Below are 13626 nucleotides of genomic sequence, written 5' to 3' on the forward strand. Positions count from 1 at the left end.
CCTCGATGCATAAAAATCCCATCGTAGACTTCATCAGGACCTACGGCCCATCGGCCTCATCGGACTCGATATACGACGAACACGTCGTCAGCTCGTCGGAGCGTCTTGGCGTAAGCCCCATCGAGGTCGAAAGCGGACGTCTCGACGACCTCGTTCTCAATTTTCAATCTCCCAACCCGAAAAACGTAATTCTCACCGGGACGGCCGGAGACGGAAAGACCTGGCATTGTCGGCGGATCTTCGAGAAACTCGGCGGTGACCTTACGATCTGGCAGTCCAAACACGGCATGCTCGAAACGACACTTCCCGGATCCGGCATCAGGCTCGTTATCGTCAAGGACCTCAGCCAGTTCGAAGGCAACGACCTTCAGCGCGAAATTCTGCAAGGAATGATAGGCTCCCTGCTCGGACGCGATCAGGCGACCGTCTATCTGGTCGCCGCGAACGACGGCCAGCTTCTTCGGTTCTGGAGGAAATACTCAAGCGAAGGTCCCGACGTCGACCGGATCGGCCAACATATCCGCACCATGCTCGAGACCGGATCCGAGCGATGTGACGACCTCCATCTCGAGATGCACAATCTCAGTCGTCAACGTCACGACGTCCTGTTCAGTCAACTCGTGGATGCGGTGCATAACCACGACGGCTGGACACTCTGCAACGACTGCCCGTTACTGGCCGGAGAGAAATGCGCAATCCGTAGAAACAGGGCAATCATCGGCACCGACGGTGCGACACGGCAGCGCCTGACGGACCTCATTCGCATCGCCGCTGCCAACGATCAGCATCTTCCGATGCGCCACCTTCTTCTTTTGATCGCGAACATCGTACTGGGCGTTTCCGGAAAGAAGACTCCCATGATGACCTGCAAGACGGCCCATGAACTGGCCGACAACGACACCCGGCAGCTTTCCAATCCGTTCGACAACGCCCTCGGGCTGAACCTCGGGCTCAAGGAGAGCATGGGCTATCTCTGCTTCTCAATTCTTCACAATGCGGGGATCGGCGAGGAAACGAACAACGAGATCGACGGACTGCTGATCGAAGGCCAGCCGTCCGACCTCTACGATCAATACGTCAAAAACGACGAACTTCACGGCGCCAATCTCTTCGAGAACAAGAGGAGCAGTTACAGGCGGGGCGAGATCGAGGACTATTCCGAATTTCAACAGGACCTCGAAACCCAGCGAAGAAGACTGTTTTTCACCCTGCCCGATACCGATGAGGACGACGAGATAGATCCCTGGAAGCTGACCGTTTTCAAATACGGGGGGATGTACGTCAGTTTCTGGGACGGACTTAACGAAGGAAGAATGGACGAACACATCAGAAGCCGGCTCGTGATCGGCCTGAACCGGAGCTACTCCGGAATGATGTGCGAGGACAGCGCAACACTCTATCTAACAGGCCCGGCGGCCAACGCCCAAAGCCGTGTCGGCCGGGTTCTCGACTACGATATGCCCGTTGGCTCCTCCAAGAGGGACCTGGTCATGTTCGACTTCGAACCCGGGGATCCCTTCAATAGGCCGAAGATGACGGTCAGGTTCCGCAGATCCCATGGCGACTCATTCATCGAACTCGCTTCCGCACCGCTTCAGCCGATCCTATTCGAATACCTGCTCCGCGTCCGAGAAGGAAGTCTTCCGAGCAGCTTCTCACGTCAGTGTTTCGAGGAATTGCGTCAATTCAGACTACGCATTCTCGCTGGCCTGGAGGCCAATGACCTTATCGACATAGATCACTTGAAAGACCTGAGGATCGTCAAGCTCGGAGAAAGCGGACGCTTGCAGCCTGAAGAGCTGGGTGTGACGGAGAGCATTTAAATATGACCATGAGCCACCTTCAGGGAGCCCTGGAGTCCCCCAACGATCATGAAACCGACGTCTGGATCGAACAGCAGATCTGGGGGCATCGGCTGTATAACGACCAAACGCCGTGGCTGCTCCTGCTGGAGGCGCTCGGCATTATGCAGTTCCGGAACTCCGACGCGAACCACTCTCTCATCTTTCCCGGTCTCATCGACGGTCGCCACGAGAACTTCACGTATTCCCTCGCCATGCGCGAAGAACTTCGGACCATCCTGTTCAAGGATCGCCACATCGAGGAGATCGCATCATCCGGCGCATCGGATGCTCACATGTGGAACGAGTGGTTCGCTCGCGTTATGCCGGGTGGAGAAGGAGCGAACAAACTCGGTTATCTGCGAAAGCGTTTCACGCACTTCACCGCCTTCGCCAATGCGGTCGCGCTCCTGAGAGCCGCGGAAATCGAAAGCAACCGCACGAGACGAGCGACGTCCAGACACCTTGCTCCGCGTGGCCCCAACATGCTTACCGCGGACTATGGAGAAGGACGGAAAGGAACCCCGAACAAGGACCGCCGTTTCTTCTCGAGGGGTGGAGAACTCCTCTACATGATGCTCAATCGGAGCGCCCGGAGAGAGACGCTCGAGAGCCTCGTCGCCGATCGCCTTCTCGCTGATCGGAACAAATGGGACACGCTCGCCCGGGTGTTTCAACCGAAGGAGGAGAACAAGTCCGTTTCCTTCGACAGTCTCGGCTATCTGCCGATGCCTTCCCATCCCGCCTATGATCGGATCGCCGAGGATTGGGTGAGTCTCCTGTCTCTGCACAAACTGCCGGACGACAGCCTGCTCGACCCCCTGATGCGTCTGACCGGCCTGGGCATCATCCGGTACATGATCGAACGCGCCACCGAGGTTCTTGGCATCGATGATGAAATGACCCTGGCCATGCCGATCGACATGGTCAGCACGACAACCGTCGGCGTGAAGAAAATCTCGAAAGACTGCTTCCGGCAGCACAGGGACATCACGAGGATGGTGATCGAGCGGGTCGTCGACGACGTCGAGGGAACCGCTGAATGGGCGACCGCAAAAACGGCAGTCAACCCGGTTCAGGCGATCAACGATCTCGTCAATCGCAAGTTCCACTTCAAGACGGATGACCCGGTCAAACCGGCGGCTTTCCCGGAACTCATCAAAAAAGAAGCCATCAGCAACCACGATCAGCATTTGGGACGGGTCATAGGTTTTTACGCCGAACAGATCGGTCTTGCCGTCGCACGGAAAGGCGTCGGCCGCTGGTATGCCGCCAGTGACGGAATCATCGAAGCACTCGTCTACGCCAACGTCAACGAACCATGGGAGTTCGAGGCATTCCTGACGAAGCTCTGGGATCGATACGGAATCATAATCGGCCCACATGTTGCCGGAAAGGCCTTCAAAACATTCAACTACGGACACTTCAAGGCAAACGAGAGACTCTTCGAAGAAAGGCTACGCGTCCTCGGTCTTTTGAACCGACTGTCTGACGATTGTGCGTTCGTGAAAAACCCGTTCCACGGAGGCAAAACAACATGACGGCTGCCACAAGGCCCGATTACGACCTCATCGGCCAGGTTGCGGCCAAGGTGATCGAACGTGCGATCAAGGATGATCCGACGAAAAAACCTCTGTTTGCGATCGTCGGACTCGAACCCGGGCTGACCAGTGCGATCGTACGCAAGGTTCACTCGACCATTCCCGGCGTCGAGGCCTACGTGAACCCGGAGCTAAGCGACGACAGTCTCCCGTCCTCCATGCTCTCATCTGAAAGCGCGACCCACTTCCGCAACATGGAGAAGTCGGAAGGGGAAGGAGCCATCCTGATCGCCACGTCTACGGACCACCTCGAGGTCGTCGGCGCAACCGTTAAGGACATCAAGAAGATCTCCGAACAATCCCTGCTACGCGAGGAGGACATCTGGATAGACTGTTGCCACGAGCTGCGGACGCTGAATGAACGGGGACGTGAAAATCTGCGCAGGTTCATGATTGCCTCCTACGAGGCCGGACTCGTGATCAACGGCCTGCCCATGTTTGCGGCGTTCATGCTCGCTCTCGACAAGTCGTTCGAAAGCACGCCGAACCTCTCCAAATGCATGGACGACGCCCTGCCGTATTTCCGAATTCCGGCAGGCGCCGGGCACTTCAAGGTGCCCTCGTCGAACGATCGCCCGAAATCCGTCGCGAAATGGCGCACGGAACTGGCCGAGATCCAGACGCGCGCCGAAAATGCGATCTACCTCCGGAACGACCGTGGCAGTCCTCTCGACCTCAAGGAACTCTCCCTTCGCGTCGAGGAACTTTTCTCCGAAGGACGAATTTCGTCCGATGACGCGAACAAGCTGAAAGCCCTCGTAGAAGACGGAGCGGTTCACGCCGGTGATTGGACCGCAGCACAAGAGGAGGCGGTCAAACTGCCTTGGGACGTTTTCGTCCTCCTCTTGAAGCAGAGCAAGGCGCCGAAGAAGGCCCCTCTCGGAGCGGCGACACTGGATTGGTTCGACACCAACGAACCCTCATCCCTATCCGACGATGAGAAGGAACTTCTCACCTCCATTGCGTCGGAACGGGACGATGCGGACGATCAGGAACGGGAACTCTTCTTCCGGCTTCGGGAGTCCCTGAAATCCGACAAGCGCCTTCTCAAGCGATGGGAATCGTTCGTCTTCCGCAAGATCGAAGAGCACGACAACCTGCTCTCGGGCATTCTGATCGCGGCGGCCGACCTTAAGAAATCCATCGAAGACCTTCCGGACGATCCGATTTTTCTGATCAAGATGGTCGGTGCAGAGAAGCTGTCGTTCTGGAAAGAGAAGAATACGGACCTGTGCCGTTACCTGAGGGACAATTGGCGCAGTCTGCCCGGACTCGTGAGTGACGTAGCCGTGCTGGATTTCGGGCTTCTCTGGAGCCATTCCGACCACTGGGATGACGGTAAGACCAGCGAAAAGACTTCCCAGATATCCCGGCAGTTCAAATTCGATATCTTCGTCGTCGACAGATCCGATACCACGACAGAAGAGGATCGGAAGAACGCGATCAAGACGGCCAAGCACTCCACCCAGCTCGTGTGGACGATGCCGCCCAATTCCTTCGCGAACGCCTATTCGGCGAACGTGCGGGACATTGCCAATTTCGATAGCGACGCCGCCATCCTCGCGCTCGGCAGGTTCTCACGATCCCAGGCATCCGACAGGCCCGGGAACGGCGTTATCAGCCTTGATGATCGTTCCAGCGTTCAGGACGCCTTCGACAAACGGGAAGGAGCGCTCGTCGAGGTCAACGATACGAACCTCAATATGGGACAGGTCTTCCGGGCCGCGCTCACTGAGCTTCGTGGGGACATACTCATCGCGGAAAGCGCCGCCGAAATCGAGTCGTCGTTCAACGCTTTCGAAAAATCCTACACCAGTGCCGTCAGGGGGTTTGCGGACGGGACGGGTGCCGGACTTCTAAATGACGATATTTACGAACAATCCCGCCGCTACGGCGAACTTCTTCAAAACCTGAGGCGTCTGGCCAGAAACGACGTTTGCAGGGAACGCCTTTGGCAGCCTGCCCTGTCGATTGGCCTCGCCTGGTCAACGGATGCGCCACCGGCCGCCATTTCTTGTCCCTGGCACCCGTTTCGCCTCGCCGAGCACTGCGCGAAAGCGGAACGCGCCGCCGAGGCGCTTCGAGCGCTCCTCAAGAGCGGCGACAATGGCGCGGACCTGAGGACATTCGCTATCTCCGAAGCCCGATCCATCGAGCGGAGCTGGCATCCAAACCTCTCCCTCACGCCGCTGACCTCCAAACCGAGGCTTCTTGTCGAAACCTCCCATTTCGCCGGGTTCGGGTACATGGAACCCCCGACGGTGGACGAAGGCGCGAACGAATCTTTCGACAGCTACGCCAAGGAGGCCACCAGCGAACTCCTAACCGTCGCCAAGGAATATCTCGACATCCACCCGCACGAACGGGCCAACTTTTCCGCAGTGCTCTACAATGCGGACAATCGGGAACTTCCGGCGAAACTGGCGGACCAGCTCGCCCGCAAGGTCGAGCACGAGGCGGATCTTCGCTGCGACCTCATCCTGACCCACACCAACCCGGAACGCCTCCGCGAGATATACGCGGATCAGAACAACCGCATCTCCATGGAGCTGGACGGCGTTCTCGCCAGCGAGGCCGCCCAGACGTTCCTATCTCGACTCCGCGTCGGCTTCGTCGACGTGGATTCCGTCGATAACGGCTCCGGCACGCACAAGGCGGATGTCGCGCTACTGCACGATGTCATCTCCCGATCCGCACTGGTATCCTGGCGGAAGATTCACCAACCCAGAAGGGGATGGCCGTCCTTTCACAGCCACCTCCCGGACGAGCAAACCCGTCGTCAGTCTCATGCCAAGGGCGAGCGCAAGAGCGAAATGCTCCTCATTCCGTCCACGCGACCGGTCGAGGTGCAGGCCTACGTCAACCTCATTCACGACCTTCACCGCGACGACAAGAACGACACGCTCGAAAACTACGCCCCCGTCAGGGAGATAAACTTCGCCGACAGCTCGGTCGGGGACGCGATCAGAAAAGCTCACAACGTTGCAGAATGGGTGGTGACTTACGACGAAATCGCCGATCGGCAACTCCTGAAGAACAACGACATCAATGTCATTCGTTTCATCACGCGCCCCGGGGCCTCGCACAATCTTATCGTTTCCACGAACAAGACCGGAGGCATCCTTCATTCCCGAATCCAGGACAAGCTGATCGACCTGACCCCCAAGCGCGGGCAGGATCTGAGTAGACTGGCGGACGAGTTCATCAAGGCCGCCGCGAGGATCTCCGGGCGGGTCGTTCTCCAGGCCGCGCGGAGTGAGAAAAATGCGCACGAACTGATTGGCCTCGTTCTCAGCGATTTTGCAATCAGAGCATCCCTGCCGAACGACCTCACTCCCGTCGCCTGTCTGCTGCTTGACGATTTTTCCGACTGGCTCGGCCATTCTGGAAAGAAGGCGGACCTCATGTACCTGTGCATCGGCGAGAAGGACGACGAGCCGTTCGTCGAACTGGTGATCGTGGAGAGCAAGTTCGTCGGGAAAGCCAATCAGGCCCAGGAAATGAAGTCGTCATGGGAGCAGACTCGCTCCACGACCGGGGACCTGAAGAGCAGGCTCATTCTCGACAGCGACAAGCTCAACAGGAGGATGTGGCGCTCGCGGGTCGCCGACCTCCTGCTGGAACACGGAGTGTTTCCGCAATCCCCGGACGGGGCGACGCCCGATATCTGGACGGATATGCTTCGCAGCAATGACGCCGATGTCCGCCTGCGAGCCGCATCCATGGTCTTCATCCATGACACGACCGACGATGAACTCGACCCGTACATTCCGAAGGAGGGCGAGGCCGAAATGCGGCAGTTCGCCTTCAACCAACACCGTATCGAAACCATGATACGGGAGTTCGAAGGATCGGAGGAAAGAAAAACCTCCTTCCTTCAGTTGCCTCATCCGGCAGGAAGCAAACTCCTGCCCGACCCGTCCCCCCCTGCGGACGAGCCCCACGAGGCACCGACGGAACCCGTCGTCGACATGCGGACACCCGACGAAGGGATCCCGGCCGACCCGGGAGACACCGCACCGCCGACCTCGGAAACCGAAGAACCCGTCAAGGAGACCGAGGAAGCCGTCGATCGGTCCTTCCCGCCGAAAGATACGGACGGCGGCAGTTATCCGATGTCGGTTATGGAGTACATGTACGCCCAGCCCGCATCCGTCGACACCGAAGCCGACAACCAATGGCTCGAGACGACGCAGGTTTCCCTGAGGAGGGCTCTGAAGGGCTACGGCATGGAGACGGAGATCGTCGACGCACGGCTCACTCCGATCTCCGGGATGATCAGCTTCAAAGGGAACGACAATCTGACGGTCCAGCAGGTCACCAAGAAGAAGGAGGAACTGCAAACCTCCCACGGTATCGTCGTAACCGACGTTCGTCCCGGCGTCGGCGAGGTTCTCGTCATGGTGCGCAGACCCAACAGAAGGGTTCTTTCCCTGACCGAACTCTGGAAACGCCGTGAACTCCCGGAGACAGCTCCCGTCTATAATGGCAGTTTCCTGATCGGCGAGAGAGAGGAGAACGGAGAACTCGTCTACCTCAATCTTTACGGAGAGAACGGCGGTCAGCCCCAGCACGGTCCCCACACCCTGATCGCCGGCGAGTCGAACAGCGGCAAGGGCGTCCTCACGAGGAACCTGATCCTCGACATCCTGGCGACGAACTCGCCCCGCAATCTCCGTCTCAAGTTCATCGACCCCAAGTTCGGCGGGGACTACCGCTGGCTGAGGGGCATGCCGCACATGGACGGCGACATCATCACCTCCCCGGATCTGGCGATCGCCGCGTTCCGGGAACTGGTGGATGAGATGGAACGTCGGTACGAGGAAATCATGAAGATCGCCTCCAACATCGATAAGTACAACGCCAAGGTCGCTCCGGAGGCACGGCTTCCGCGGATCGTTCTCGTTCACGATGAACTCGGCGACTGGACCGCGGACAAGGAGAACACCGAATATCAGGAAGCGGTCTCGAACCAGGTCGTCAGACTGGCGCAGAAAGCCCGTGCGGCCGGGGTTCACCTCATCGTCATCACGCAGCGCCCGGACAAGGATGCCCTGCCGTCACAGGTCAAGGCGAACCTGAACAACAAGATCTGCCTCAAGGTGTCGTCTGGCATAAACTCGCGCATCGTTCTCGATGAGACGGGAGCCGAAAACCTCATCGGACGGGGCCACTTCGCCGCGAAACTCGCCAATGAAATCCCGACCGGCAATTCCGGACTTATCATCGGGCAGGCGCCTTTCATCGACGAGGACGATGCGGATGACTTGGCGGAAGCGATCAAAAAACACTGGGGGAGAGCCTGAGACTTCCGATGCCTTCCATCGATAGGTTTTCTTTGCGCATTCGCCGGCATTGATTATGGTTCCCGGGTAGGACATTCACATCCACTCGGGAACCCGCCATGTCCGGCGGTCAAGGCATGAACGACAAACGGAAGCATCCCACCGTCGGCAAAAGGGTCGGCGGCTGGCTTTACGTTCACCGATCCGCGCTTTCTCGGCTCCCGGAGGAAATCGGACGCAAGGTCCGCGATGCCGAAAGCGTCTCTCAGGCGACCGACTGGAATGTCGTCAAGATCCGATCGGAAGCCGTCGGACTTCTGACCTATGCGGACTTCGACGAACATCCGTTTCCTGCGCTTCTTCATTCCGCATCCGTCGAACTGACCGCCGGGACGACCAAGTCCATCGACTACTCGACACGTGAAAATCCGCCGATCCTCCACCGGAAGGAACTGCTGCTGCTCCCTGAGGATCCGCGCATTCCCCGGTTTGCCGCCCTGACCCGCGCAGCCGAAGGGCACGGTCTTTTTTCGGAACCGACGAAGATCGGGACCAAAAAGGCATGGTCCGACAAAATCGACGCGGCCGGTCTCGTTCTCGACGGTCACGCGCTTCGCGAACGCGGCGCCCAGACCCGGACGGTCCACCGGTTCAAGACGGCCATCCAGAGATCCGGACTCTCCCAGCCGATCAACCTCATGCTCCGGTTCGGCATGGCCGACCGATCCACATCGATTTTCGATTACGGCTGCGGTCGCGGGAGCGATGTCGGCATCCTGAGGGAAAACGGCTACCAGGTTTTCGGATGGGACCCCGTCCACGCTCCTGACGGCGAGCGCCGGAAAGCGGATATCGTCAACCTGGGCTTCGTGCTCAACGTCATCGAGGATCCCCACGAACGTCTGGAAACACTCAAGGCGGCGTGGTCATTCGCCCGGAACGGCATCGTGGTGTCCGTCATGTCGGCCGGCAAGACCGACACCACGAAGCTCCAACCCTACGGTGACGGCTTCCTGTCAGGATGGGACACATTCCAGAAATACTTCACCCAGGACGAGCTTCGACGCCTCCTGTCCGAGGTCACCGGAGAGCCTCCGGTCAATTTCGCCCCGGGCATCGTTGCGGCTTTCCGCGACAAGGACCTGGAGCAGAGGGTGTTGTTCCGCCGGAAGTCCCGCTCGGTCGCACTGGGCATGAATGTCAGCATTCCCCCGCGAACGCACATCCCCCAAACGAAGAAAAGCCGGCCCGTCATCAGGGATGTACTCAGAGAAGAACTTGAGGAACTCTGGCGTCTCGTTATCGAGCTAGGTCGATCACCGGGCCCTGAGGAGATGCCCGACGATCTGGTGGCGGCGATATCCGGAAAGGGCTTCCGGGTTGAAGCCGCCGTTTCGGAGAGCCTAGCCGCCTTCGGCGATGAAACCACCCTCGAAGCCGCAGCCGCGGCCAGACGGGAGGATCTCTTGGTTCATTTCGCGGTCGGCCTATTCCCGGGCGCTGTTAAGTACGGAGAGCTTCCCATCAGCATCAGACGGGACGTTAGGGCGTTCTTCGGCAGCCACGCCAATGTGTTAAGTCAAGCACGAAGCGTGCTCACAGAAATTGGAAATGTAAACACTTTAATAGATGCGGCGGTAAAAGCCTCTTCCGATGTCGTCGGCTCACTCTCAGAGGACGGCACGTTTTATATGTCCATGGATTCTGAACGTTCGCTTCCGGTGCCCCTGAGAATTATGATCGGCTGCGCTGAAATCCTCGATAAGTCGTTCATGACAAGTGACTTCCTGATAGTCGACCTCAAGACACGATACATAAAAGGCATTCGCTGCGACGACATCTCAAGGCCTATACCGAAGATTGTAGAGGAGTTTCATGTCCATCTCGGCAAGGCGGCTTCAAGTCGGAAGTACCCAAGAGACAAGGCTCTTTATCTCAAATCTAAATACTTGCCTGCTTCAGAAGAGAAGCGAGACCTCCAGCTAAAAATAGATGAAAATTTGAGAAAAACAGGCTTGGTGGATGAGAACGGGAAAGGCCCTAGTCACTCCCAACTATCTATAATATTTAGTCAATCTCATTCAAATTAGAATAATATGATTTCTTCCCACACGATAGGAACTGTTTTGCTGCTTCTAAAGACTGAAAAGCTTTACCCCGGGCATATGACGACAAAGTCGACAGGGACGCACCGGGGTGTTCAAGGGTTCATACCGTAAGAAGAAGCCAAAACTCAACGGGGTATCGCATCTTTGATATCTCCCCTCCCCCGGAACTTGTTTGCCAAATATCCGGCTCGCGTGCGGGGCTATTTCCAACTTCCGACAAATCCAGTTACCGGGGCGACGCCCAACTGATTATCAAACCCTTCCTGGGTTGCGCCTGGCCAACAAACGTTGAAACCACGGGAAATTCAACCCTGCTGTTTATGTTTGAAGCAGACGAGGCGCTGAACGTTTTTCACAGAGTTTGCCCTCGGCACTCTTTCTTCCTGTGCCGACTCCATATAGGCCAACGCCTCCCCGGCCGCTGGAAGTTAGTCAATGAAATCAAAACGATCCGCTCTCACCCCAAGCATGATCGCAGCTTATTGCGAAAAACGCCTCGCGCCTGTTTTCTCATCGCAGGATGTGGAGCTCCTCCGCGGACACTTGGTCGATCTGTTGGAGCGAAACGAATATCCAACTTACCGAGGCAGCCGGTTGGATGTCCGAGCTCTTGCGGAAGGTTTGGGCTTGGATTCCCAAAGTCTGATGGCTGCGAGATCGAACCTCCAGCCGATATTCGACGCGGTTGCGAGGTCAGTCACCGAAAGCACACTCCGTCCGAAATCAAAAAGAAAACGGGGGTCATCTGAGGGAACGCATGAACATGCCCCTCGATACAGTGGAAACAACCGTCGGCGGTTATCAGAGCCTCATTCCGTCGGTCATAAGCGTCGGGGCAAACCACCGCGGCCAGTTGTCGAGTTTCCGGAACCATTGCAGCCGACCTGGGTTGAGCCTTCAAACTTTGGCGCAGCTCTTCGCCTGCATTCCAAGCGCCATGCGGAAACGGTCTACCACCTCTACAATGCTGTGGTCGGTGTCGATGATGACGTCAAACGCAGCACTTTTGTCGGTTGGGGTCGGAGGATCAGCGTACCGGGATCACCGACAAGTCTGAAAATCTTACGCCGCATCGAACACCGCTATTGTCTTCCGGAAGGATATTTCTCCGGAATTTCGGAAGCCGTTGTCGAAAGCCCTGTGAGTTGCGAACTGGATGAAATGACACCGGCCGAACGGCGCCGCCTCGTCTGGCACCTGCCGGACGATTTCAGACAGAGACCACGGACCGAACAGGATGAGATCCTCTCGTGGGTGCGCAACGTGATCATCAGCGGCTCGACGGATTACCGTCGTTACCAGGCAGCGACCCTCCGGCAGCGATACGCTGTACGTTTCAACTGTGCCGCAAGTCCGCGCCGGAAAGTGCCGGCAACTCGCTCATCGGACCCTTCAGGCATCGTGGACGCCCCAAAACGTCTGAACGACGAAATGGCGGAACTCCTACGTTTCAAGACCTCGACCTTTGCGGCGTTCGGCCAGCAACGAAATGGGGTTTGGGGTACAGAGACGGCATCGCAGAAAGTCGAGCATTTTGGATTGTGGTTCGGCGCCTTCACCGCTTCCCCTGAGAACGAGGTTCAGGGCTTCGGCGTCGACCCGGAGGTTCTGACTTTCGCGTTGATGGTCTTCCCTCAGGTTTGGGACTGGTACTTGCAATGGAGAGAACGACGGCGTGGTTTTTATACCAGGTGGGAAGTCGACATGCTGGTGCTGGCGGCAGCTCTGTGCCGGGAGGAAACCGGGTGGTTGCGTCAGACACCACGCATTGCCTCCAGGCTCCAGGAGATCGAAGGGCTGATCTCGGAGCAGGACATTGCAGATGTTCAGGGCGACTGGGCATCCGCCTGTGACCGGATGTTTAAACACGCTCGAAGCCGCATTAAGGAAATTGAGCGTGTCGCCAAAATTCACCGGGATCCTTTTGAGCCGATCATGCCGGTTCTCGAGGCTCGCAGTCCGGTCGGGGGGTATCGGAAGATCACCGAAGAAATCCTGCTCCGGATGCCGGATGAAAAACGTCACCGCCGCGCTGCGGCCGAAGCAGTCCGCTCCTTTCTGCTCCTTCGTATCGGTCTGCATACGGGCCTACGCCAGAAAAACCTGAGAGAGCTGCTGCTCTGCAAACCCGGGGACCTGCCAACGTCAGAGCGAAAACTGGAGGACGCGAAAAGAGGCGAGCTACGCTGGAGCACGCGTGATCGGGGATGGGAAATTCTGATCCCGTCTGTCGCCTTCAAGAACGCGAACTCGTCGTTCTTCGGATCGAAACCGTTCCGGTTGATCCTGCCTGATCTCGGGAGACTCTACGAGATGATTGAGGCCTGGATCGACAGGCACCGTTCACGCCTTATCGGCCCGGCGGGCGATCCCGGCACGTTTTTCGTCAAGACAGCGAAAATTACCAGCACCAATGCCGCCTATTCCCAGAACACCTTTTTCGAGGCGTGGAGAACCGTGATTCAACGATACGGCATCTACAATCCCTGGACAGGGCGCGGTGCGATCGAAGGACTGCTGCCTCATGGACCGCATAACGTCCGCGACGTGCTCGCGACGCATATTCTCAAACAGACCGGATCGTACGAGCAGGCCAGTTATCCGATCCAGGACACACCGGAGATGGTGGCGAAGCACTACGGGCGCTTTCTGCCACAGGACAAAGCGGAAATCGCGGCGAGAATTCTCAATCAAGTTTGGGAAGCCGCGTCGCCGGGGAAAACATGTATATATCAGAATTGATTGCCTAGATTGGGCTGGAAGGGGAATGGCGACTTCTGGCCAAATATGC

The 13626-nt window shown here is 57.6% G+C and carries 5 protein-coding genes; all 5 read left to right on the forward strand.

Features of this window, described 5'->3' with window-relative positions; all coding sequences use genetic code 11:
• Positions 1-5: 5 nt before the first annotated feature.
• The 5 genes from BUA94_RS15375 to BUA94_RS15395 all read left to right on the forward strand — a co-directional run bounded on the left by BUA94_RS15375 (position 6) and on the right by BUA94_RS15395 (position 13577).
• On the forward strand, positions 6-1823 hold the full coding sequence (locus BUA94_RS15375) for a hypothetical protein (RefSeq protein ID WP_073014198.1): 1818 nt from the start codon (positions 6-8) through the stop codon (positions 1821-1823).
• A gap of 2 nt (positions 1824-1825) precedes the next feature.
• On the forward strand, positions 1826-3382 hold the full coding sequence (locus BUA94_RS15380; RefSeq protein WP_208980111.1) for a hypothetical protein: 1557 nt from the start codon (positions 1826-1828) through the stop codon (positions 3380-3382).
• On the forward strand, positions 3379-8748 hold the full coding sequence (locus BUA94_RS15385) for an FtsK/SpoIIIE domain-containing protein (RefSeq protein ID WP_073014199.1): 5370 nt from the start codon (positions 3379-3381) through the stop codon (positions 8746-8748). Before BUA94_RS15380 ends, BUA94_RS15385 begins: the two co-directional genes overlap by 4 nt.
• A gap of 116 nt (positions 8749-8864) precedes the next feature.
• Positions 8865-10817, forward strand: a complete 1953-nt coding sequence (locus BUA94_RS15390) for a DNA phosphorothioation-associated putative methyltransferase (RefSeq protein WP_175558053.1) — start codon at positions 8865-8867, stop codon at positions 10815-10817.
• Between the two features lie 486 nt (positions 10818-11303).
• Positions 11304-13577 (forward strand): hypothetical protein, encoded by a 2274-nt coding sequence (locus tag BUA94_RS15395; protein WP_073014201.1) that lies wholly within the window; start codon positions 11304-11306, stop codon positions 13575-13577.
• Positions 13578-13626: the final 49 nt, after the last annotated feature.

Source organism: Roseibium suaedae (assembly GCF_900142725.1).
GTDB classification, from domain to species: domain Bacteria; phylum Pseudomonadota; class Alphaproteobacteria; order Rhizobiales; family Stappiaceae; genus Roseibium; species Roseibium suaedae.

Bases quoted from the DNA above. Each gene is read 5' to 3' on its own strand.
- BUA94_RS15395 (WP_073014201.1), top strand. From the start codon at position 11,304: ATGATCGCAGCTTATTGCGAAAAACGCCTCGCGCCTGTTTTCTCATCG.
- BUA94_RS15385 (WP_073014199.1), top strand. From the start codon at position 3,379: ATGACGGCTGCCACAAGGCCCGATTACGACCTCATCGGCCAGGTTGCG.
- BUA94_RS15390 (WP_175558053.1), top strand. From the start codon at position 8,865: ATGAACGACAAACGGAAGCATCCCACCGTCGGCAAAAGGGTCGGCGGC.
- BUA94_RS15375 (WP_073014198.1), top strand. From the start codon at position 6: ATGCATAAAAATCCCATCGTAGACTTCATCAGGACCTACGGCCCATCG.
- BUA94_RS15380 (WP_208980111.1), top strand. From the start codon at position 1,826: ATGACCATGAGCCACCTTCAGGGAGCCCTGGAGTCCCCCAACGATCAT.